The organism is Dictyobacter halimunensis, from assembly GCF_036245075.1.
Genome location: NZ_BSRI01000002.1, coordinates 2821727 through 2845157, shown reverse-complemented (window position 1 = coordinate 2845157; position 23431 = coordinate 2821727). Strand labels below are relative to the sequence as shown.

Below are 23431 nucleotides of genomic sequence, written 5' to 3'. Positions count from 1 at the left end.
CACAGCCAAGATGCACCCCTGCGATAAAGCCATCTAAACATCCTGAAGGACACACGGAAAGGAAATTGTATGACAACATATCAGACACCACTTGTGATAGGTATTTTTCAAGATGAGGTACAGGCTAAGAGTGCGGTTGATGCGCTGAAGAGTGCCGAATTCCGATATGATCAGGTCGGGGTTGCCATGAACTCTTCAGAGAACGCTACATCCAATTTGCAGACTGACCTCGTCAATCTTGGCGTCCCTGAAGAACAGGCACACTATTACGATGAGGAGTATAAGTCTGGCAAGATAGTTGTCTCAATCCGCCCCGATGGCCGTGATAGCGAGGTACAGGATATTTTGACCAGGAGCGGAGCTTACAATTACGAGCAGCGGGAACCTGTTACCAACGCTTCGGTGCCCACCTCCCAGGAGAGCGAGACCGCTGACGACAACATCCAGACGCAAGATACTGACTCTGCTGCCCCGGACACCGCACAGGACGAGCCAGCTGACGCTACCCAGGAAAAAACAGAGTAAATCCAATCTTCTTTTGAAGGAGGTGGAGCGTGTCTTGCGCTCATGATCATCCCTTGCGACCTGCATGAAATTTCGCACCTGCGTGACTCACAAGTCCGTTGTGTATTGGTGCATGCACCAATACACAACGCCCGCGCGGCTGCGTAGCGGCCGCACGTAACATCAAACAACTCTCGTTTCCAGCCACTAAAACCTATCCCGAGGGATTATTTAACATTTTGTTAACATTGCCATAAAGCATAGTTAATTGATTAGTGATAACGTATGGTGGGTAAATAAAAGAAGAATACTAATCCAGCACATCATAAAACATGTGCACATACGATCAGTAAAATAGAGAGTGAAATGTATGTGAAGGAGGCCCAGTGGATTTCCGACCTATACATCATTCTCCATCTTTATCACAATCAGGAATATTCATGAATTACCAGCAAAATTCTTCCGCGGGCAATAGCATGACCTCCACGGCCAGCGTCGATGAGATTGAAAAAGAAACCGCGCACATGGGTCATTTTGATCCCACTCGAACATTAAATGCCCGCGCCGATATCAGAATCGAAGTAAAAAACTCCAACTTTTTCTATGGCTCCAAACAGGCGCTATTCGACGTTTCGCTCCCCATTCTGGATCGCCAGGTCACCGCTTTGATCGGGCCATCGGGCTGCGGCAAATCAACCTTTCTGCGCTCATTGAATCGCATGAATGACCTGATCCCCGGCACGCGTACCTCGGGGAAGGCTATATTCGATAACGCCAATATTTATGATAAGAAGACTGATGTCGTCCTGCTGCGACAGCGCATCGGGATGGTGTTTCAGCGCGCCAATCCTTTCCCCAAGTCTATCTTTGATAATGTCGCCTATGGCCTGCGCGTTCAGGGTAAGTCGCGCAAATTTATTGAGGAGCGTGTGGAGTATAGCCTGCGCGCGGCGGCCCTGTGGGATGAAGTGAAGGATCGCCTGCATAGCTCGGCCATGGGACTCTCGGGCGGCCAGCAGCAGCGGTTGTGTATCGCACGGGCGCTGGCGGTGCAGCCGGAGGTCCTGCTGATGGACGAGCCGTGTTCCGCCCTTGATCCGATCGCCACCCTAAAAATTGAAGAGCTGATTACCGAGCTGGTGAAGGAGTATACTATTGTTATAGTGACGCACAATATGCAGCAAGCTGCGCGCGTTTCACACTATACCGGCTTCTTTCTCAGCGGCAAGTTGATCGAGTATGCACCTACAGTTCAGCTCTTTGAACGGCCTACACGCAAAGAGACCGAGGACTATATCACTGGTCGTTTTGGCTAGGCAATGGCGAGAGGCAGGGGATTTTAGTGGCACAAAAAATATTGGTGGTCGATGATGAGGCGATTCTGCTTGATACCATCTCTTATAACCTGGAGCAGTCGGGCTACCAGGTCATCAGAGCGGGCGATGGTTTGAGCGCGTTAGAGGCCGCTCACCACAATCCCCCAGATCTTGTTGTGCTCGATATCATGCTGCCCGGCATGGACGGTCTGGAGGTATGTCGCCAGTTGCGCCGCGACCGTGCCACCGCGCGGATCCCGATTATCATGCTGACCGCTAAAGCGGATGAGATCGATAAAGTGGTGGGCCTGGAGGTGGGCGCGGATGACTATATGACCAAGCCGTTTGGGCGGCGTGAGCTGCTAGCACGGGTGCGTGCCTTACTGCGTCGCGTCGATTATCCAACCAAAGAGGAAAGCAACCAGAATACGACCTCCACTCCCTTCAGCGACGGACAACCCAGGCGCAAGGAATTGGTCGTCGGGCCGCTCGCTATCGATGAAGCCGGTCACAAAGTGAGCAACCATGGACAGAATGTTGAGCTTCAGCCCAAACAGTTTGATCTGCTTACCTACCTGGTACGCAATCGGGGTACGGTTTTGACACGCGACCAGCTATTGCACCATGTCTGGGGCTATGACTATGCCGGTGATACACGCACAGTAGATGTGCACATTCGCTGGCTGCGCGAGAAGCTAGAGGATGAGCCCGCCAATCCCAGGCTGATTCAAACGGTGCGCGGTGTGGGCTATGTGTTTCGTGGCTAACAGGGGTTGGGACCAATTATAAGCGACACATAAATACAAGAAGGCACGCATACATCCTGGTCATAGTCTGTATGGTACCTTCTCTTGCCTACCTCATTGGTTGGCTACGCTTTGGTCTCGTCCAGCGCCTGCAGCAACTTCTGATAAACGCTATCCAGGTGCTCAGGCATCACCTTGACATCCCCGATAACCGGCATGAAATTGGTGTCCCCGTTCCAGCGCGGCACGATGTGATAGTGAATGTGCTCGGCAAAACCGGCACCCGCGACCTTCCCCATGTTGATCCCCATGTTGAAGCCATCTGGATTCATAGACTTTCTGAGCGCCCGCAGGGCCCATTGCGCCTGCGCCATCATGTCCGCGAGCGTTTCAGGGCTCAGCAGGTCCAGCGCCCCGACGTGCTCATAAGGCGCCACCATCAGGTGCCCGTTGTTATAGGGATACAGGTTGAGCATCATAAAACAGTGCTCGCCTCGGTGCAGAATGTGGTACTTTTCGTCTTCGTTCGCGGCTGGCTGCGTGCAAAAAATACAGCCCGGTGGGGGTGGATCCTTTGGTTCTATAAATGCCATGCGCCACGGCGCCCATAATTGTTCCATCGTATTCGACCTCAAATCATGTCCATAACGTTTTTTCTCCTCCGACTCATCAGGTATGATGGATCGGAGGAGAAAAAAAGGTCATTTTGCTTTATCAGACAGCAGCCTATCTTATTTTTTTCCCTGCGCGTCTACCAACTGAGATGGGTCGACCCATTGCTCAGCCCAGGTATGAATCGCGTCCGTTACGGGTTTGAGCGCATATCCCTTCTCGGTCAGTTGATACTCAACACGTACCGGGATCTGCGGATAGACTACGCGCTTGACGATACCTTCTGTTTCTAACTCACGCAGCCGGTCGCTCAAGACACGGTCTGATAATCCTTCGACGAGTGCAGTCAATTCACAAAAGCGCCGAGGGCCTTCCATCAAAGCGTTTAATAGCAACCCGGTCCAACGCTTACAGATTACTTGAACAGCATGCTCATAGCGAGGACATACATTTGCAACGGTCGCCGCTGTTACTGATTGTTCTATTGCCTTCGTCGCCATAAATGCTCTGCCTACCATTTCCTATTCTGATCCTCAGGAAGAGGATAAAATAGATATGCTGAATGCCAGTGTACTATCTCATAATTTTATACATGACCTAGTATACCACGTTTTTGCCTCTAAGGCAAGAAATGTTACGTGTAAAAAGTAAGCTTGAGGGAACGCAAAATCTGGATTTTGCGTTCCCTCAAGCTTACTTTTACACGTGCCGCTTACGGCGGCGGAGGGGGAGAGATGAAATTTGGGGGCACCCCAAACCCCGGCAGGAGGGCTAGCCGCCCTCCTGCACCTCCCGCTGGCGACTGAGGGGGAGAGATGAAATTTGGGGACTTGAGCATGCTCGCCCAAATCCCGGCAGGAAGGCTAGCCGCCTCCTACACCTCCTGCTTAAGGGGCGCAGAGGGCTGGCCCTCTGCTTAAAAAGCCTATGGGTGCGAGGCGCTCCACGCCAATCCACCATGTGATAGAATTTTCACATCACATAGGTTCGGGCCTTGCGTCCGATTTTTGAGGGGAGAGCACGTATGCTGGATGTAGCGTTTGAGGCGCGGGTTGATGCTTTTCACCTGGATGTGGCTTTCGGGGTGGAGAGCGGTCGGACGGCGGTTTTGTTGGGGGAGAGTGGCGCGGGTAAGAGTACGATTCTGCGCCTGCTGGCGGGCCTACAGCAACCACAGAGAGGTCGTATGGTGCTCGATGGTAGAACATACTACGATAGCGAAAAGGGCATCTTTATTCCTCCTCAGAGACGCCCATTCGGGTATGTGTTTCAGGACTATGTTCTGTTCCCACATCTGACTGTGTTTGAGAATGTGGCCTTCGGGCTGCGCGCCCAGCATCTTTCTCGCTCCCTGATTCGTTCCTCGGTCGCTGAGGCGCTGAAGATGGTTCAGCTCCCCCACATGGCGCAGCGTCTGCCAGCACAGCTTTCGGGAGGACAGCAACAGCGGGTGGCGATTGCTCGCGCCCTGGCCCTTCGTCCACGATTGCTGCTGCTGGATGAACCGCTGGCCGCGCTGGATGTGCAGACGAGGCGCGAGGTACGCCAGGAGTTGCGTAAGATCCTGCGCGAGGTGCAGATTACGACTCTGTTCGTGACCCACCATTATCTGGATGGGCTGCTCTTTGGTGATCAGCTGCTGGTGATCGATCAGGGACGCCTGGTGCAGCAGGGAGATCAGTGGGAGCTACGCGATGCTCCCCGCTCGTCATATATCGCGGAACTGGTGGGGATCAATTTCTTTCGGGGGCAGGTGATACGCACCGAGAATGAGACGACCTGCCTGATTCACCTACATTCAGAGTCCTCAACCGATCAACCCATCGAGGTGGTGGCGATGCTAAAAGAACAGGCTACGCAGCCAGCCAGCGGAACCGAGATCTTTGTGATTATCGATCCGCGCAGCATTACGCTCCACCAGTCCCAGCCTGAAGGCTCGGCCCGCAACGTCTTCCAGGGCATCATCATGCACGTTATTCCCCTGAGTACCAGTACAGGTAGCAATGAAGGAAAGGTACGCGTCAGCATCGCGCTCAACCAGAGCGACGCGCCGCTGACGGCTGAGATCACCGAGAATTCAGCCGCGCGCATGGGACTGCAAGAAGGGCAAGCGGTTTTCGCCACCTTTAAGGCCAGCGAGGCCAGCGCCTACCTCTAACCACACGAAAACCTCCCGTAGGTGCCGGGCTTGCCCCGGCTTGGAGCCCTCCGAAGGAGCGGCGACCCCGTCGGCGGACGGTTCGGCCCCCGATTTACCTGGCTTATTCGTGAACAGTCTCGCTCTGCCAGTCGCAGGTAGCTGGCAACATGCCCTTCAGGGTCTGGGCAAGCCCGTCCAGATCAGTAACGTCGTCGCGATAGACAGCCCAGGCCTTGGCTTTCTGTCCCGGCTCCGTCACTTTACGATAGACGATGACGCTGATACGCTTGCCGTTGGGGAAAAATTCCTCTTTGATGCGCGTGATGTCTTCCCAGGCCAGGTCGATCACCTCGCCACGGCGACTACGCTTGGTCACCGATCGCGGTCCAACCGTGATAGTAAAGGGGACCGGCGCAACCAGGCGTAGATAATAGATAAAACCGGCCACAAAGAGCACGGCCGCGATGGTGCTGCCGATGACCGATGCATCATTGCGATTGGCGTGTTGATAGACAGCGATCCATAAGACAAGGGCGGTCACCCCGACGAGGCCGAGGATGGTCACAACACGCTTGAACAGGCTCAGGCCCGGCCCGATAAATACATGCTCTTCTGCTACTGGATATGATGACATGTAATGCTCTCCGAAAAAATGTAAGCGATTTCCATTGCATATTGTAGCAACAGACAACGGATCACGCAATGGAGATAGAGAAAAAGAAAAAACCAACCAACATCGGTATAATCCAATACGGAAGCGCCCGATGTTGGTATGGCTATAATTGGTGAATGAAGTGGGAGATTTACCAGATGTTCTTGTTCAGTGTGGCCAGGAACTCGGTGTTATTGCTGGTCTTCGCCATGTGCTGCAGTAACGCCTCGGTCGCTTCTAAACTGCTCTTCCCGCTCTGCTGATCAGCCAGCGTGGAGAACATACGACGCATCACCACAATCGAACGGAGCGTCTTATCATCGAGGAGCAATTCTTCGCGGCGGGTACTGGAGCGAGCAATATCAATGGCGGGGAAGACACGGCGCTCAGCCAGCTTACGATCCAGCAGCAGTTCCATGTTACCGGTACCTTTGAATTCCTCGTAGATCACATCATCCATACGGCTACCAGTATCGACCAGGGCGGTGGCGATAATGGTTAAGCTACCACCTTCTTCGATCTTACGGGCCGCGCCGAAGAAGCGCTTGGGCGGAATCAGGGCACTGGGATCAAGACCACCAGAGAGGGTACGACCACTGGGCTGTACGGCCAGGTTATAAGCACGGCTCAGGCGGGTAATACTGTCAAGTAGAATGACAACATCGCGACCACCTTCTACCAGGCGCTTGGCGCGTTCCAGCACCATTTCAGCCACGCGTGTATGGGCCTCGGTCGGCTCGTCAAAGGTTGAGCTAATCACCTCGGCCTTCACCGAACGTTTCATGTCGGTTACTTCTTCTGGCCGCTCACCGATCAGCGCAATCATCAAATGGGTATCACTATAATTTTCGGTGATGGAGTTGGCAATTGACTTGAGGAGGAGGGTCTTACCGGCTTTCGGAGGAGAAACAATCAATCCGCGTTGTCCGCGTCCAATGGGGGCTACCAGGTTGACCAGTCGCCCTGAGATATTCGATGGACCGGTCTCCAGATTGAACATCTCACGCGGGAAGATCGGCGTCAGGTTATCGAAGTGAGGTCGCCGCTTGGCAATCTCCGGATCAACCCCATTGATGGCCTCAACACGCAGGAGTCCGTAGTATTTCTCGTTGTCTTTGGGGGGTCGCACCTGACCAGATACCATGTCGCCTGTGCGCAATCCAAAACGGCGAATCTGGGACTGCGAAACATAGACATCCATATTTCCAGGCAGGAAGCGCTCCTGACGTAGGAAGCCAAACCCATCTTCTACAATCTCCAATACACCAGCGCTGAAGATATTTCCTTGCTGTTCGGTATTGGCTTGAAGAAGTCTAAAGACGAGGTCTTGTTTCTTGAGGGTGCTGTAACCAGAGAGTTCGAGGTCGCGCGCGATGTCGCGTAACTCTGTAATGGTTTTCGTTTCTAACTCAGCTATGTTCACGTTGTGTAAGGGCGCAGCAGATTCTTGAGGAAAACGCCCTTTCTCCTTTCTGCGGTTGAACCAGGATAGTCATTGGTGGGAAATTTAGGAATTTCAGGAATTCTACAATTCGGGCCATGTTGAAAATATTTACCCTGATTGAAAGACTTGGGTCACAGGTGGCCTTGATGGTTGTTAAGAGGTGCCAGCCATATATCAAAGATGTATACGCTGCACCTTGTCACGGACGGGAACCCGTGGACAATCTGCTCGGTGCTGTATATATCTCTGAAGCTAGCTAGAATATACCACAGGCACGAATGGATGTCAAGTGTGGCACCTGCATCTTCTTCTGTTACATAAAACAGGGAGAACGCCTATCATCATGTTTCATACGACTTGCTCCCCCTGGGTGGGAAGCTATCTATCCCTTGAATACCCGCCCAACCAGTTGCCCGTTGCATATCATAGAATGAATACCAGTAGTTGTCAATCCACTCGTTGCAAGCATGCAAGTAATCGCCCAACCGGCGCTGCTCCAACTCCCGATCGACCACCTTATTGGCATGAGGGTGCTTGTAGCGCCGAGGGAGAGGTGAGCCGAAGCCATGAATGTAGTGTACAAGTTCATGAGCGATAGTTGTGATTAAAACATATTCGGGTATCTGCGACATTTGAAGCAGGGTATTGACGCCGATAAAAGTCATACTTGCATCCGCCGAAAGACGAATCAAACCTAATCGTCCTTTCCAGGGATAGCAATAAGCGATCGTGACCTCGTTGACGCGTGGAATATCCACGAAATAATTATGCCATAGCCACTGCAAATAGCCTCTCACCTGGTAGCGATCACCTGGCCTGGTATACGAGGCAGGTTCCTCTATAAGTACTGAAGGTATCATCCGGGGACTCCTCCACAGAAATAGCAAATATAAAATTACCTGCCGCCATTCCTTCAGAGGTAGCCCGACAGGGCAGATGAATGGTACCAGGTAAGAATTTTCGACTTGTGATTTCAGTATACCAACCACCCCCGTAGGTTCGAGCCTCGCGCCCGATTTCCCACACCACGCACGTAAACGCATATCACATACATTCAAAATCACACGTCCATATTTTTCAAAGGGGTAATGTTGAGGGGATTCCATAGGTTCGGACCTCGCGTCCGATTTTCTCGGCGGGATAATGATGGGAGATCTCATAGGTTCGGACCTCGCGTCCGATTTTCTCTGTGGAGCAACAAGAGGAGAAAGAAAGAGGCCGTATCGGCGCAATTAAATAATCAACACCACGGCCCCTATTAACGCATGGCTAATACAAGCATTCCCATCACGTCAAAGCCAATTAAGATAAACATTAATGCCAGGCATGCTATCAAAACGCCACTTTGCCAGTTACGTTGCACAAACGCTACCATCTGATCAGTCACCAGCGCCTCGGTCGTGGGCAGGGCGGCGGTGGCATATTTTTTACCGGTATGCTGCACACTATTCAAGCTACCATCGCTCAAACGCTTCCAGGCCTGGCAGCGTCCACTGATGGCCTCTTCAAAGCCAGCATACAATACTTCCTCGTCGTCAGCTTGTTGCGGTGGTAAAGCAACAGCCATCGGAGTCGTATTATACTCATCATTTGTGGCAACGGACACGTTACAAACATCCAAGTCGATATCAGTTGTCGGACACAGGATTGCATTCATGTTTCTCTACCTCCCTAACAATATATTCTCTACACGTTGAATGATAACGGAATTAGGACAAAAAATCCATGGATCAGGTAGCATAATTCGAGCTCATAAGGCTGGGTTTAATGTAAATCTAATCTTTTTGCAAGCAGGAATTAATCTCTCAGGGCGCGTCTGACCTGCAGGCACAGCCATATAAAAGTCCCGCCTCGCCCCGGCCGGGATTTCTTCTCAGGCAGCTGATGGTAAAATAGAATTACTGATACTTCGCAGGTGTTTAAAACGTATACCAATTGAAAGGGGGTTACGTGCAAAGTCGTCCTAGAAAGCCCCAGTTTTCATCCCGCCCCGATGGGGGCGGCCCCAATGTTACTTCGGCCATTGGAATGGAAGAAACGTTCGGCCGCTCGCGCGCGCGCCGTACCTCTCTCTTCACGCGGACAATTATGTGGGTAACGGGACTTATCTGCGCCGCCCTTTTGCTGGCGACCTTTGCCCAGGCCTGGTCAAATCATCATTTGATCGCCCAGGTGCAGCAGGAACAACAGGCCCTGCAACAGGTGCGCGCCAAACATAGCAGGCTGTCTCAGGATGCTCAGCATTATCAAGATCCGGCGGTCGTAGAAAATGAGGCGCGCCAGCAGTTCGGTTATATCCGTCCCGGCGAACACGCGGTCGTCATCATCGACGCCAATAATAAGGGGCAGCAGAGGGTTAAACCAACCCCGGCGCCACCGCATCAGCAGGGACACTGGCAGGATTGGTGGAAAGTTTTTTTTGGTTCAACACCTTAGAGAATAGAAGAAAGTCATACAATCCTCTCATTTTCTTGACAGCCTATGTATGATGAAAGTATAACGTGAGTATATTTACGTTATACAAATTATCACTTTTGGAACAACAAATGAACGTGAAGCGCAAAACTGATGTAATATTAAGCTATCCTATTATGCAGCTCCAGTATTGGCTGGAGCTTCTTGAGCTTTTACTTGGAAAGGTGCGTTTCGCAGCGTAAATTTTGTATTATCTCAGGCGGAGCGCATACAGCGTTCCGCTTTTCTTTTTTTTTACGTGCAATATTAGTTAGCTTTGGCTATGGCTTTCTAAGCGCCTGGATATGGAATACTACTTCCTGATCGTTGACAATCGTCTTTCTCCTCTCTTGTGGTATCAATGGTGATCCGCCATTAGGAGCCATGGTTGGCTTATTCACACAGAGGTCGGCCATGCGCATGTCAAACCAGGCCAGAGCAGGGGTTATGTGGGGATGGGATACGGTTGGTAGCACTTTATCAGCTTTAGCAGCACTGAGCATAGCTGCCAGAAAAAATCTGACCGGGATCACAAAACGCCACCAATGAGTTCAGCGCCTTCCATGGAAGGCGGGCGAGCACATTCTTTATTGAGTAGGAGTTATGTCGTTATGAGTACGCAATCTATGGTGTCGGAACAAACATCTCTGGCTGAGAAATCACCCGCGCATAAGGTGGAGGATTACATGCAGGAACATTTGACACGCTACCTGCATGAATTGAGCGATCTTTGTGCCATCGACTCGGGAACGGCTCACAAGGCGGGCGTTGATGAAGTGGCACTTTACCTGGCCGGGCGTATGCGCGGATTAGATATGGATGTCACTATCTTTGAAAATGAAAAATGGGGCAATGATGTCTACGGGGTGTTAAAAGGGACGGGTCAGGGTATTATTGTGCTCCTGGGTCATATGGATACGGTCTATCCCGTCGGTACAGCGGCGGCCCGGCCTGTACGCATCGAAGACAATAAAGTTTATGGTCCTGGCGTTATCGATATGAAAGGGTGTATCCTCTCGGCGGTCTATGCTCTGGAAGCGCTGGAGTCGATCAAGTTGCTCGATTTCGCGGAGGTCCGTTTCCTGTGCGTCTCCGACGAGGAGATTAGCGACCGCCATAGTAAAGATATTATCCGTCAGGTGTGCAATGGCTGCCACGCGGCCCTGGTGCTGGAGGCGGCCCGCGAAAATGGCGACCTGGTGAGCGCGCGTAAAGGAGGCGCCTGGTATAAGCTACGCGCCAGCGGCCATTCGGCGCACGCGGGCGTGGAACCAGAAAAGGGCTCCAATGCTATCGTGGAACTGGCCCACCAGATTGTACAATTGCAGGTACTCAATGGCTGGCGCGATGGCCTGACCATCAATACGGGCCGCATCACAGGCGGGATCGCCGCCAATGTGGTACCCGACTTCGCGGAAGCCTGCGTCGATGTTCGCTTCGCGCGCACCGAGGATCGTGTAGCGTTTGAACAGCATTGGTATGAACTGCTGCAGCAACCACTGGTTGCGGGGGTGGAACTGTCGATAGAGATCGATCCCGATGACCGCGAGCCGATGACCTGCACGCCTGAGAATCTGCGCATGGCCAGGCTGGCACAGGAAATCGCGCGCGATCTGGGCTTTGAGGTGCGTCACGCGCCGACTGGAGGGATCTCAGATGCGAACTATGCTTCCGGCTTCGGTTATCCAGCCCTCGATGGTCTGGGACCCATAGGAGGGCTGGACCATAGTCCCAATGAGTATATGGAGCTGGATAGCATCGCGCCACGTACAGCTCTGCTGGCCGGCCTGATCACTGCAATCGGTCCCCGCACCGAGTAGCGTCCATTTGACTGTACTGCCCGCATACTATATCGCACTTATTCGCTCTTCTTTCTTTCCTCTGCCAGATAGTATCGACAGACAGTAAGGAAACGGTGGTACAAAAAAAGCGCGCCGGGCGCGCTTTTTTTGTACCACCGTTAAGGGGAAGCTAAAACTCCCGCTCAAGCGGGCAGCTTATTCCTACTCAGGCGAACACCCTATTTAGTGGTTGGGGCGACACAATTGAGTGAGTGCATTCGCACCCACTCAATTGTGTCGCCCCAACCACTAAATAAAAAGTGCGGGTGGCCCGATGGGCCACCCGCACTTTTTCTCTTTTAGTTAGCCGCTCAGGCGCGAATCTCTTCGAGCATTGAGAGGTTGATGAACAGATCACAGCTCTGGCGCAGCGTGGCAGACATCGCCTCATCAAAGGCGGCAACCTCTACACGCACACCATGATCAGAACAGTAGTCGAGCATAGGCATGAAGTCGCTATCACCACTGACCAGCACAATGCAGTCGACCGCACCTCCATCGACCAGGCGCACCACATCCATACACAGATCCAGGTCCAGGTCAGCCTTTTTAGCGCCACTGGAGAAGGTCTTGTAGTTCTTGGTGGTGATACGATAGCCAAGTCCTTTGACGGCCTGCAGGAACATCTGCTCGTCTCCAGGCTGTGGACTGGTTGGGCAGTAGGCATGGGCACGCACCAGGCGGCGGTTGCCGCGCAGGAAGTCGAGTAGCTTGCCGAAGTCCACGCCGATACGCAGAGTACGGGCGGAATAGAGCAGGTTGGCTACGTCTACAAACACGCCGACGCGCTCCGTAGATGGGAACGGTGGCAGCGTGACTGAAACGTTGGTCGGTGCCTGGCTGATGCGGCGGAACTCCGATACCATGCGGTCTGTCTGCGTCTGCAGGGCTTGCGACACCACGTTAGCAAACTGGTTCATAGCGGCCGCCGACATGCCCCCCCTCGGATGAACGCGGGGATGGATACAGCGATGGGGTGGGAGCGGGACGGCTCTCTGCGCGTGTGTTGCGGCCATCGCGCGTCATGACACTGCCACGCGCGGGCGAGGGATCCGGTCCCATAAATGGTCCAGTCATATCATTTCCCTGGTTCATCTGGCTTACGGTATGGCCAGAAACGATTGAGTATATGTTGTTACTTTCGGCAGCCGCCGCCGGTGTGCGCGTCAGTGGCGCGGGCATCGGTGCGGGTGTCGGGGTTGGAGATGGCGGTACATGCGCTTCTTCAGTCCCATTTTCGCTGCGCTGATTGGCATGCGAGGTCGTCGTGTTGCTCGATCCAGAGCGATGGCGACGACGACGGCGGGAACTAGCCTTCTGCAACTCGGAGTACTCCAGCGGCGGCAGATCCTCGGGCGCGATATCCTCTTTATGCTGATTGTTGCTCTGCTGCTCGGCGGCTGGCGTGGATGTCTCCACAACAGGCTCATGAGAGACTGTCTGCTCTTTCTGGCTATGGCGGCGACGTCCATGCTGCTCGGCAGGCTGGGTCGTTGTGGCATTCTCGGTTTCTTGAGCTCCACCATTATTGCCGGCATGCTTTTTATTATTGGCAGCCGGGGCCTCAGGAGCAGGCGCGGTGCTGGTCTGCTGTTCCTGCTGAATGGCCTTCGCCTCTTCGGTACGCTGCAGCTTCTCTTCGGCTTTGCGCTGGGCAGCCGTCTGCGTTGTATGAACGGTGCCTGTCGAGCGAGCAGGTGTATGGATGGGGCTACTCGTTACGGCGCTGGCCGGCCGATCGAAACGATAGCGGCGAGCCGGACGTGGCGGAGTCGCTTCAGCGGCAGCTTCGGTTGAGCTTTCGGCTTTGGCCGCGTTGGCTGGCTTTTCTTCAGCAGCTGGCTGCTGTACTTCTTCTCGTGTATGGCGTCCAAACACTCCATGGCGCGGTAAACGCAGGCGCGAGGCGGGACGCAGCAAAGGGGAAACAGGTCGTGTCACAGGCTTTGGCTCTTCTTCACTTGCTACAACTGCTGGCTTCTCTTCTGAGACGGCGGCCGTCTGCTCGCCTTGAGCAACGGGGGCCTCTGCTTTTGAAGCGTCAGCAGTTTTTTCTTCAGTAGTTGAGGGCTCCTCAGTCGACGCGCTCAATTCAGGCTGGGCCTGCTGCTCAGGATTGGCGAATTCAGCGGCGGCTGTCGTCAGTCGTGTCAGGGCCTCCACCTGAGTGTCGCGCAAGGTAGCCTGTAGTGCAGCCTCTGCCTGGCGAAACTCAGCGATAAAATCTGTAAATGGACGTACTTCTTCAGCCCTGGCATCAATGAGGTCAGATCCTTCTACATAGGGAAAGGTGGTATCGGGAACAGGAAGGCCATCTTTGCTGCTTGAGTCTTCCTCAGAGGCAACACTGGTCTCTTCTATTACCACTCCTCCAACCCCAGGAAGAACTTCTTGCTCTAGCCGGGTTATCTCTTCTTGCACTTCGTTTAGTAGGTCAGGGGTACTGATTTCGCTCGTGACTTCCTCAGATAACGCCGCGTGGGCGCTCTCAGTCGTCGCTTCCGACACCGGCTCAACGGTGGCGGACCCCGTTACCTCCTGGTCGGCGCGATGCTCGTCAGGAGTTGATGAAGATGCTATAGTTTCCGCTTCCTGCTGCCCGTCAGTGGTACTGACCGGCTCTTCAATGGCGGGCACGTCGATGGCAGCTGACTGCTCACCCTGTACCTCGCCGACGGACTCTGGCTGCTCCTGTGCCGATGAAGACGTTTCCGAATGATCGTCGGTCTCCTCACTGGCTTCGGAAGTGGCAGAGGGAACCTCGTTTGATTCTGTTACGTCAGCAAAACTGGCGTTGGCCTCTGTTGGCGTCTCTTGCTCCTGCTGCGTTTCAGCAGAATTGGACACATCTTCGGAAGATGCGGTTTCAGATGCAGCGGAGTTAACCGTCGTTTCGTTTTCGTGGGCAGACGGATGTTTCACGACGGATGCATCAGCGTCGCTATGCTCATGATGCGTATTTTGCGTTGTCACTAAGATCTCCAGTCTCAGTCGTTACGAACCGGCGCGCAGGCTACTTCCGTAGAATACTATCGACTGAAGACAGTTGGGGCGAACATGCTTCTTCAAACCTTTAACCAACTTGATGCCGATGCACTTTTCTCATGGGCGGTACAACAAGAAATTTGTCCTGGCGAATTTTAACAATTCCGCCCCGTCGTTATCCTCGGCTGTCTTTTCACTCTGCGCTCTTCTACACAATCCCGGTTCGGTCTTGCCTTTGTCAATGCCGTTGCGTGTGAGTCTTGCTGCACCCCATCAGTGAACGGCGGAAAACCTGATGGGTACAGGACGAACGCTGGAAAGATGTACCCCGCTCGTCGTAACTATCGTTAGCACGTGATGATTATCCATACTGGCAGTTTGTCGTCGATTATATCTTTGGTCACACGCTTCTAGTGGTTGACGTGTATTACGCCAGACGGCGATACTGTATTCCACTGCGGTCACATTGGAAAGGACCACCAGCAGGGCACGTGCCCAGACACATGTGTTCGATAAAAGTCCAATAGCCAGTAAGATGACATATTCTGAATGAGCCGGTACATCCCGTTTTTACACTCTATTCCAGCCCCTTGGAGCGAGTTCTGGTATGGCTGACCGTGAGTGAGCCATTAACGGCTAAGTGAATGGAAACCATCCATCATTCAAGTTTGCCCATGCGGAGCAGGCCAAAGTGTATTTCGAAGGCCTGGATGCTGCAACGCATATCGTGAGCAACCTGAACGCGATGGTACTCCTTGAGGTAACGGCCAGGCATCTAATTGACAGTGCCCCAAAGGTTGTGGTTGTGTTAAGGCAACCAGCCAACATTCCATCGAATATGTCAGAGACGTTCGCAAACAGTATCAGCAGTTCCTCCTACCGGCATGTACTTCTGGGCCATGACTGGCGCTGTAATACTACATAGCAGCAGTCCTATGCCAATCGACATGTCGGGAACTACACCAAGGCGAACCAGGGCTGTATGATCCATGCAGCCATTTGTCTGGCTCGTTGCTATACATGTCTGCTAAACATACTCCTATTGTACCACACTTAGACGGGGTGGTACTAGTAGTTTGTCGCTATAGATTTGCAAAGCCCGGCAAAAATCATGTATTCTAGGGCAGAAACCTTTTTGCCATAAAAGTAGTATCCACGTTTCTTACTTTGAAACGCACGCTTGATCTTCGTCTTCAGCGGGAAGAGGGGAGGAAGAGTTAGTGGGGGACACCCCCACGCCCCCGGCAGGAGGGCTCGCCGCCCTCCTGCACCTCCCACCTTTATTTAACGTTCTGGTAGCGCTCCTATGAGGTTATGCGATGGCCGGGCGGCGCGCTTCGCGCTGCTCTTTGTTCATCAGGTAGCGTACCCAGTGGTAGTACGCCTGCATGTCCCACATTTTGCCGCCGGGGGCACTGCTGTTCTGCTCGATGGCGCTACGGATCTCAGCAGCGGTCTGACCGTTAAACCAGGTGACTCCGCTGCCGATGGCGCTCAGGGTGTGCGCGTCGCTGTTGCCCAGCTCTGGCAGGCCGTACACTTCCCGGTTGGTGCCCATGGCGATGTAGTTGGCATAGATGCCACAGAAGCTGGCATTCCAGGTCTCGACCCCGTCGAGCCAGACGTCTTTAGAGGCATGGATCTGGTCCATGATACTGCGCTGGCAGCTATGACGGAAGAAACGATGCAGCGGATGCGCGACTACGGCCAGGCCTCCCTGCTCATGAATCATGTCGATGCTGCGCTCCATGCTGAAGCCGCTGGGAATGCGTTTCTCAATGAAGAGGGCCAGCAGGTGACCCTGGGTGGTTGTAACTTCTTCGCCTACGACGAAGTCAAAACGATAGGAACCTCTGGCCCACAGGTCACGAGCCCGCAGCGATCCCTCGATAACGTCATGATCAGTAAGAGCAATCACATCCAGGTCAGTGTTATTTTGCACATGCTCTAGGATCTCTTCGATCGTCCCACAGCCATCGCTATATGTACTATGCATATGCAAATCTGCCTTGCCATGCTTGCCAGCGTACTGCGCCTGCTCGGGCGTCATTTTACGGCGCTTTTTGAGCATCGCGGTACCATGGCTTACATTCTCAAGATCTTGCTTCCCTTGATCGCGTTTGCTTGTCAACATGTCTTTCCTTTTCTGCATTGGCCTGTGTTTGGCTGAGTACTCTTATGTACATGATACCCTCACCTGATAATCGAGGCGGTGTTCTCATCCTGTCATCAGCACCAGACATGCTCTCGTCTGTTCCGATGTATCCACTCCCACGACCCTGCGTTCTATAGACGCGCCTACCTCCCGCTCGTTCAGGCTCCACTTCCACACTACCACAGGTACATTAAACTTTCGAATTAACGCTATGTAATTTTTTGTTAAAATTTGCGATTCCTGACTGCATAGCATAACGGCTACAGGCAGTTGCAGGGTAAAGAGGCGACGTAGTTATGTTTGGGATCTTGAAGATTACATCCGTGATCTGCCTACTCTTCCGATCCTGTATCGGCCTCAATGAGTTCGGCACCCGTTGGGAGCGACTCGGTCAGAATATTGGGGTCGATAAGCCCCTCTAAACGCTGAAGACAGGACTGAAAGCGCGGCTGGTTTAAAGAACAATAAACCAATCGACCAACACGCCGGGTCTGGATCAGGTTGGCGCGGCGCAATTTACGCAGGTGCCAGGAGACAAGCGGCTGACTGATATTCAGTCGCTCCGTTAAATCTGTCACAGTGACTTCATGGTTATGTGCCAGGTGATAGACAATGGTTAGCCGGGCGACCCCCCCCAACGCTTTCAAGATCCGTTTGAGGTCACGCCAGTTTTCCATAGGCGTTCTATTTCCCCAATCTCTTGAGTGTGCCTGGATAGCCACCCCAGATAGGCTCTACAGCCTGTTTAAGAGGGGCCGACACAATATATAAAACTGTATTTATATCTTATGTTTCGTTCCATACTATGTCAAGATGATAAGAAAAATGGGTAAAAAAAAAGCTCCCTGGTAGTAGGAGCTTGATAATGATGGGTGACCAGGGACTCGAACCCTGAACCTAGCGATTAAGAGTCGCTTGCTCTACCATTGAGCTAGTCACCCGCGCCTTTTCGCGTGGCACCATGATAATAGCATACTGTCCGGCTAGCGTCAAGGGGTGAAGAACATCTATTTTGTTCAATGCGGCCAATTAGATCATTCAGGCTCCTGCTGGATGTGAAAACTGCGCCGATAGGCGGTGGGAGTCAGGTGAAAGGTTGAACGAAAGACGCGCGCCAGTTGAGCGCTATCGCGGAATCCTACCTGGTGGGCGATGCTGGTGGTTGAGAGTACGGTGGTGCGCAGCAGGGTCTGTACCTTCTCCAAACGGAGCTGCTTGATGTAGGCGGCCGGCGACATGCCAACTTCGCGCGAAAAGATTTCGCTGAAGCGGCTGGGCGACAAAAACATCCGGGCCGCCAGTTGTGGCACGCTGAGTGGCTCGTGGTAGTTCTCTTCGCAGAAATGCAGGATATTCGCCAGACCCATCTTTTGCTGCGCGTTGGACTGCAGGCTGGCCTGCGCTCTCGCTCCCTCACCCTGCTCATTCTGCCAGCGCGCCAGGTGGATCAACATGCGGAAAAACTGGCCGCGTGCGAGCACCACGGCATCCGCCGCGCGCACCGTCGTAAATTCGCTGTGGATCTCCGCGATCTCCTGCTCAATCTCCGCCTGCTTTTCCGGCGATAAGTGCAGGTGGTGGTCGATTACCTCTTCATGTCCTACCGGCTGCTTGAGCTTTTCGGACGCGATAAAGAGCCGCCAAAAGCCCGATAGCGAGCGCAGCGCCAGCAATTCATCGGGATGGAAGAGCTCGGGCTGAAAATAAAAGGCATCGATGACCAGCTGACAGTAGTGGCGATAGGCATGGACGGTTCCGGGGGAAAGGACATAGACGTTGCCACGCGTAATGGCATAAGGATGATCGTTGATCAGGTGCACGCCACTACCGGAGCGCACGACATACAGGGCATAGAAATCTTCATGCTTATGCAGGCCGGTGTCATTGCCCTGCTCATAGAACTCCCGCCGGATGCCCAGCGGCAGGCATGGATGCGTCAGGATATCGGTGAAGAAGCAGGGCTGCAACGCCTGCCGGGCCGTAGTGAACGACCGATATTCATACCAATAGTGTAATTGTTCGTATACCGCCATCGCTCTTGCTCCTGTCCGGTGAAAATGCCAAAATCTCTCTCTAAATTGACAAGCAAGTCGGGCTCATTTTCCTTACTATTATCACTATGAACGTAGTATACCTTATCCCGGCGAAGGAGAGAGAAGAAAAATATGAGCCAGACAGAAGCAGCCACTACCAACTATATACCGTTTGTGCAGTCGGATGCGAACAGCGACGCCGCGACGCTGCGGGCGCGTATGGATGAGTATGGATACCTGTTTTTCCGTCACCTGGTGCCTGAGGAGACGGTGCTGGGAGTGCGGCGCTCAGTGCTGACGGTCATCCAGCAGGCCGGCTGGCTGGACCCTGATCGCGATCTGATGGAGGGTATCGCCCGGCCAGGCATTGAGCCCAAAACCGAGGGACAGCGGGAATATCTGGATGTCTATCGCCAGGTTTTACGCCTGCCGGACTTCCATAATTTTCCCTGCCACACGTCATTGATGGCCGTCGCCGCGAAGCTGCTGGATGGCGAGGTGCTGGTTCATCCACGCCGCATCGGGCGCATTACCTTTCCCGGCTCAATAAAATATACAACGCCAGCCCACCAGGATTTTTTCTATATCCGTGGTTCGGTTGAGACGTATTCGTGCTGGACCCCCCTGGGTGCCTGTCCGATGACATTGGGTGGGCTGGCCGTGTGGGCCGGTTCGCATCGCCAGGGCTTTATCGAACACACGGCAACCCATCCTGGCGCGGTGGGCGGCAAAGGTGTACCAGTCGATGAGTCGCAGGCGACCTGGCATACCGATAACTTTGAGATCGGTGACGCGCTCTTCTTCCGCTCCTATACCATCCACAAGGCGCTCCCCAATCTGACACCTGATCATCTGCGCATCTCGACGGATAATCGCTACCAACTGGATAAAGACGCTATCGATCCGTCTGCCCTGCGTCCCCATTTTGATAACAGCGGCAACTAGTTGGCTAATAAAATACATAAAAGGAGGGCTTGATGACAACGACGATGTATCCCATCAGTGAAGAGCAGGTCCAGTTTTATCAGGATAATGGTTACATCCAGCTGCTCAATGTGCTGACGGACAAAGAGCTGGGGCAGGCGCGCCAGGCTCTGGATGAGGTGTTGGAGCAACAGTTGGATGCCAGCCACGATCGCAGCGAGGATGCCGAGTATCGTAAAATCTTTGTGCAGAAGGTGAACCTCTGGCAGGTTCACGAAGGCATACGGAGCTACGTTTTTAATGCCAAACTGGCCGATATCGCGCGCCAGCTGGCGCGGGCCCAGACCATACGCCTCTGGCACGATCACGCCTTGATCAAGATGCCCGGCGACTCTAAAGCCTCCAGCTGGCACCAGGATATTCCCTACTGGCCCATGCGCGAGGATGGTTCGCTCTCCTGTTGGATGGCTTTAGACGATGTGTACGTAGAAAATGGCTGCATGGCCTTTATACCGGGATCCCATAAGTTGGGACGGCTGGAGCCGATTAACTTGAAGGCTCCCCAGGATCTTTTTAAGCTGGTGCCGGAGGAAAAGGCGCGTGAGCTGAACCTGGACTTTACACCACGTTTCCAACCGATGCCCGCCGGCAGCTGTACCTTTCACGATGGACGCACATTTCACTACGCCGGCCCTAACCAAAGCGACAGGCCGCGCCGCGCCATCATTACAATCTACATGCCCGATGAGGTCCACTTTAGTGGCAATCCACACATCGTCACCGATGACCTCCAATTGACACCCGGCGCAACCCTGACCGGCGAACGCTTCCCGATCCTCGCCCCCTGATATAACATATATTATTAGTCAGGAACAGATGCCATATCACGGATGGGGTGCGAATGCACCCCATCCGTGATATGGCATCTGTTCCTGACTAAACAAATTTCTCGCCGCAGGCGCGAAACCTACGGGCGTTATTTAGCTGGCGGCTTAGGAGTTGGCGTAGCCGCCGGCTGATTCATCTTCGCCTTCTCATCATCAATCTTGCGCTGCAGGGCACGCAGATAGGCCTGGGCGCCACTAAGATCGGCTTGCGTGATGGCGTCAAGTTGCTTGGGCAATGTATTGGACTGGGAAACCCATGACTCCAATACCTTCTGGATCGCGATCAGCGTGGCGTTATCCTGGTAGATGCCCGCCAGCAGACCACGGGCGGTTTTGAAGGCACTCAACATTCCCTTCAGAATATCGCCCGAGATGGCGGCCCCGAATTTGACGATCGGCGAGACAAACACATCGTACGCGACGCGGGTCAGGCGGGCCGCGGTAATAGCGCCTTCCAGGGTCACGCCTTCGAGGTTTTCCAACGAGGTTACAAACTCTTTGCGCGCCTGGTCCATTCCCTGCGTCACACCCTTGTTAAAGGCATCCTGCACCTGGTGCTCGACATTGGTGCTCACATCTCCCACCGACTGGGGTATTTTAGGAGCGTATTCATAGGCCGCGATACCCGCGCCAGCCACTAAGGCCGCGCCGGCCCCCATCAATAGACCACGGCGGGATAACTTTTTCTTCTTTTTTGCCTTGCCTTTAACCGGGCGAACCGCAGACTGGTCGCCCGTGAATTCATATTCATAGTCGTAGTTATCATCTTCTTCGGGATAGACGTGCTCAACATCTTCGGATTCCAGGCGCCGCGTCAATTTCGGCTGGCGCAGCGCGATGGCTCGCATCGGCGCCTCATCAACCTCATAGCCATCATCATCACTACCATAACCCGCATATTCATCTATTGCTTCATCGACACCCAGATCGGGATCGACGTCCACCAGGTCCTGCCAGTCATTCTCGTATTCGTCATCTTCTGGCAGGTAAAGCGCACCGGTCGGCGGCAGATTTCGCCGCGACGGCCGCTCTTCAGGCTGGATACCACGATAACGCCTGCGCACAGGCGTCAGATCAGCATCAGACTCCTCATGACGCTCAATTGGTCGGCGGCTGGGGCGAGCCTCGTATAGATCATCATTGCTATCATAGAGATGATCATTAAATTCTAATTGCTCGGTTTCATCTTCAACGGGGCGCTTACTGGCAATGATACTTTGACGCATGAGCTGCCGAGTTCGTCGGGGATCCGGGCGCTGGGCGAGCAGCATCCCAGATCTACTCGCGGTCTCGCCCCTGGGCGATTTCGAGCCATTTCGGCTACGCAACGGGTCATAATCATAGCCATACTGGCGTCCGGGACTCTTACGATACATTCTATGTTCCAGGTGATCCTTCGACATACTTTCCTCTACTCCTCCTGAGTTGACAGTTGCCATTTGGGCACTCATGCGGCACCAAGACACAGGATAATGAAGTAAGTTCCTTATAGTACACATTTTACCCTACATATTTCGTTTCGTCCACTTTCTCCCTCTGAGATGGTTCCAGCCACGTCTGCGGCCCCTGACACTACGCGCCTACGGCGCTCAACCACTATATAAAACCAGTGCGGCTGCGCAGCGGACGCGCGTGTGGGGGCGCTCATGTCCCCCAGGATGGGGGAAGTCAGACCCATTCTAACAATCTTGTTAGTAATTAACTGCTACATGAGTGGCAATTTGGGGGAACCGCTCGTTACATAATGCAGAAGCAAATGAAAACAGGATTTGCATCTACCGAACATAAAAAAATAGAATGTGAACCATCAGTACCCGGTGAAACTTTCTATCTGTCTCGTTCGTCCGAAACAAACAGAAAGGGTACATAAGTCCTGTCGCCTGAACAAAAATGTCCCCGACCGGCTTCTCTCATTGTTTAGAAGACTAGCAGGTGTCGCGCTATGGCAGCGCGATCCACGCTATCGAACAGGATACAGGGCGACGTTTCGCACGCGCCTGATCGGGGAGGAGCTATGCTATAATGTCTCTCAGCATTGTATACCTGAGGACCAGGAGGAACAATACAGCATGCCTGCAAATACCAGCAGCACAGAACAAACGCCCATTGTGAAGTGTGTGACAGTTGGCATGTTCGAAGAAAACTGCTACCTATATGCCTGCCCAGAAACACGTGAAGCGGCTATCATAGATCCAGGTGACGAGCCAGGGAAGATCCTTGATGCAATTGAGGAGCTGAAGCTTGTTCCCAGGTATATCATCAACACGCATGGGCACATAGATCATATCTGCGCTATTGATGCTGTGAGCGCGGTTTATCCAGTGCCGCTCGCTATCCATCCCGCGGATGTTCCTCTTTATACAGATGAGCGAACCGCGCGGGAATATGGAGTAACACCCCCATTGGTCAGGCGCAAACCAGATATTTTACTTAAAGAGGGCGATACTATTTCGTTTGGTACGATTACGCTCGAGGTGATACATACCCCTGGACATACTCCAGGTGGCATCTGCTTGATCAGTCAACCATATTGTGTCTTCAGTGGCGATACCCTCTTCTATCGGAGTATTGGGCGCACCGATTTTCCAGGAGGGAGCTATGAACAGATTGAGCAATCGATCCGAAATAAATTATATACCCTTGAAGATGAGCTGGTCGTCTTTCCCGGTCACGGGCAGCCGACAACTATTATAGAAGAGAAGTATGAAAATCCATTCGTAACCGCAGAGGAGTAATAT

Annotated in this window: 21 protein-coding genes and 1 tRNA gene; 9 read left to right on the top strand and 13 right to left on the bottom strand. The window is 53.2% G+C overall.

What is annotated here, in order from left to right; all coding sequences use genetic code 11:
* Window positions 1-69 precede the first annotated feature (69 nt).
* The 3 genes from AABA21_RS25890 to AABA21_RS25880 all read left to right on the top strand — a co-directional run bounded on the left by AABA21_RS25890 (window position 70) and on the right by AABA21_RS25880 (window position 2587).
* Window positions 70-525 carry a hypothetical protein gene (locus tag AABA21_RS25890; RefSeq protein WP_338254674.1) on the top strand — a complete coding sequence of 152 codons (456 nt, stop codon included), beginning with the start codon at window positions 70-72 and terminating at the stop codon, window positions 523-525.
* 503 nt (window positions 526-1028) lie between these two features.
* Window positions 1029-1820 carry a phosphate ABC transporter ATP-binding protein PstB gene (pstB, locus tag AABA21_RS25885; RefSeq protein WP_420917219.1) on the top strand — a complete coding sequence of 264 codons (792 nt, stop codon included), beginning with the start codon at window positions 1029-1031 and terminating at the stop codon, window positions 1818-1820.
* A 26-nt stretch (window positions 1821-1846) separates the two neighbouring features.
* Entirely contained in the window at window positions 1847-2587 is a 741-nt protein-coding gene (locus tag AABA21_RS25880; protein WP_338254672.1) for a winged helix-turn-helix domain-containing protein, read from the top strand.
* A 104-nt stretch (window positions 2588-2691) separates the two neighbouring features.
* Here the strand turns inward: AABA21_RS25880 and AABA21_RS25875 are convergent, their stop codons facing one another.
* Together AABA21_RS25875 and AABA21_RS25870 are read right to left on the bottom strand one after the other, a co-directional pair.
* Window positions 2692-3186, bottom strand: coding sequence for an HIT family protein (locus tag AABA21_RS25875; RefSeq protein ID WP_338254671.1), 495 nt, complete (start codon window positions 3184-3186; stop codon window positions 2692-2694).
* Between the two features lie 111 nt (window positions 3187-3297).
* Window positions 3298-3678: a winged helix-turn-helix transcriptional regulator gene (locus AABA21_RS25870; RefSeq protein WP_338254670.1), complete on the bottom strand. Its 381-nt coding sequence runs from the start codon at window positions 3676-3678 to the stop codon at window positions 3298-3300.
* 524 nt (window positions 3679-4202) lie between these two features.
* On the opposite strand from AABA21_RS25870, the gene AABA21_RS25865 reads away from it, so the two are divergent.
* Window positions 4203-5336, top strand: a complete 1134-nt coding sequence (locus AABA21_RS25865) for an ABC transporter ATP-binding protein (protein ID WP_338254669.1) — start codon at window positions 4203-4205, stop codon at window positions 5334-5336.
* Window positions 5337-5439: 103 nt separating this feature from the next.
* Here the strand turns inward: AABA21_RS25865 and AABA21_RS25860 are convergent, their stop codons facing one another.
* From AABA21_RS25860 to AABA21_RS25845, 4 genes are all read right to left on the bottom strand, one after another.
* Entirely contained in the window at window positions 5440-5952 is a 513-nt protein-coding gene (locus tag AABA21_RS25860) for a hypothetical protein (RefSeq protein ID WP_338254667.1), read from the bottom strand.
* A gap of 169 nt (window positions 5953-6121) precedes the next feature.
* The gene (gene rho / locus AABA21_RS25855) at window positions 6122-7393 is read right to left on the bottom strand and encodes a transcription termination factor Rho (RefSeq protein ID WP_126596276.1); all 1272 of its coding nucleotides are present in this window, start codon (window positions 7391-7393) and stop codon (window positions 6122-6124) included.
* Window positions 7394-7755: 362 nt separating this feature from the next.
* Window positions 7756-8274 (bottom strand): hypothetical protein, encoded by a 519-nt coding sequence (locus tag AABA21_RS25850; protein WP_338254664.1) that lies wholly within the window; start codon window positions 8272-8274, stop codon window positions 7756-7758.
* A 398-nt stretch (window positions 8275-8672) separates the two neighbouring features.
* Complete coding sequence (locus AABA21_RS25845) at window positions 8673-9071, bottom strand: hypothetical protein (RefSeq protein WP_338254663.1); 399 nt, start codon at window positions 9069-9071, stop codon at window positions 8673-8675.
* Between the two features lie 293 nt (window positions 9072-9364).
* Between AABA21_RS25845 and AABA21_RS25840 the strand changes: the two genes are divergently transcribed.
* The gene (locus AABA21_RS25840) at window positions 9365-9850 is read left to right on the top strand and encodes a septum formation initiator family protein (RefSeq protein WP_338254661.1); all 486 of its coding nucleotides are present in this window, start codon (window positions 9365-9367) and stop codon (window positions 9848-9850) included.
* A gap of 629 nt (window positions 9851-10479) precedes the next feature.
* Complete coding sequence (locus AABA21_RS25835; RefSeq protein WP_338254660.1) at window positions 10480-11688, top strand: M20 family metallopeptidase; 1209 nt, start codon at window positions 10480-10482, stop codon at window positions 11686-11688.
* A gap of 332 nt (window positions 11689-12020) precedes the next feature.
* Here AABA21_RS25835 and AABA21_RS25830 read toward each other — a convergent pair whose 3' ends face one another.
* The 6 genes from AABA21_RS25830 to AABA21_RS25805 all read right to left on the bottom strand — a co-directional run bounded on the left by AABA21_RS25830 (window position 12021) and on the right by AABA21_RS25805 (window position 18882).
* Window positions 12021-12644 carry a LabA-like NYN domain-containing protein gene (locus AABA21_RS25830; protein ID WP_338254659.1) on the bottom strand — a complete coding sequence of 208 codons (624 nt, stop codon included), beginning with the start codon at window positions 12642-12644 and terminating at the stop codon, window positions 12021-12023.
* Entirely contained in the window at window positions 12613-14682 is a 2070-nt protein-coding gene (locus AABA21_RS25825) for a hypothetical protein (protein ID WP_338254658.1), read from the bottom strand. The genes AABA21_RS25830 and AABA21_RS25825 overlap by 32 nt, the downstream gene beginning before the upstream one ends.
* Window positions 14683-16006: 1324 nt before the next feature.
* Window positions 16007-16828 carry a PHP-associated domain-containing protein gene (locus AABA21_RS25820; RefSeq protein ID WP_338254657.1) on the bottom strand — a complete coding sequence of 274 codons (822 nt, stop codon included), beginning with the start codon at window positions 16826-16828 and terminating at the stop codon, window positions 16007-16009.
* A 353-nt stretch (window positions 16829-17181) separates the two neighbouring features.
* Window positions 17182-17526, bottom strand: a complete 345-nt coding sequence (locus AABA21_RS25815; RefSeq protein ID WP_338254656.1) for an ArsR/SmtB family transcription factor — start codon at window positions 17524-17526, stop codon at window positions 17182-17184.
* A gap of 192 nt (window positions 17527-17718) precedes the next feature.
* Window positions 17719-17790 (bottom strand) — tRNA-Lys (locus AABA21_RS25810).
* A gap of 93 nt (window positions 17791-17883) precedes the next feature.
* Entirely contained in the window at window positions 17884-18882 is a 999-nt protein-coding gene (locus tag AABA21_RS25805; protein WP_338254655.1) for a helix-turn-helix domain-containing protein, read from the bottom strand.
* A 132-nt stretch (window positions 18883-19014) separates the two neighbouring features.
* Between AABA21_RS25805 and AABA21_RS25800 the strand changes: the two genes are divergently transcribed.
* Window positions 19015-19827: a phytanoyl-CoA dioxygenase family protein gene (locus tag AABA21_RS25800; protein ID WP_338254654.1), complete on the top strand. Its 813-nt coding sequence runs from the start codon at window positions 19015-19017 to the stop codon at window positions 19825-19827.
* 32 nt (window positions 19828-19859) lie between these two features.
* Window positions 19860-20654, top strand: a complete 795-nt coding sequence (locus AABA21_RS25795) for a phytanoyl-CoA dioxygenase family protein (RefSeq protein WP_338254652.1) — start codon at window positions 19860-19862, stop codon at window positions 20652-20654.
* 128 nt (window positions 20655-20782) lie between these two features.
* Here the strand turns inward: AABA21_RS25795 and AABA21_RS25790 are convergent, their stop codons facing one another.
* Window positions 20783-22096: a hypothetical protein gene (locus AABA21_RS25790; RefSeq protein ID WP_338254651.1), complete on the bottom strand. Its 1314-nt coding sequence runs from the start codon at window positions 22094-22096 to the stop codon at window positions 20783-20785.
* Window positions 22097-22762: 666 nt separating this feature from the next.
* Between AABA21_RS25790 and AABA21_RS25785 the strand changes: the two genes are divergently transcribed.
* Window positions 22763-23428 carry an MBL fold metallo-hydrolase gene (locus AABA21_RS25785; RefSeq protein ID WP_338254650.1) on the top strand — a complete coding sequence of 222 codons (666 nt, stop codon included), beginning with the start codon at window positions 22763-22765 and terminating at the stop codon, window positions 23426-23428.
* The last annotated feature ends 3 nt before the right edge of the window (window positions 23429-23431 follow it).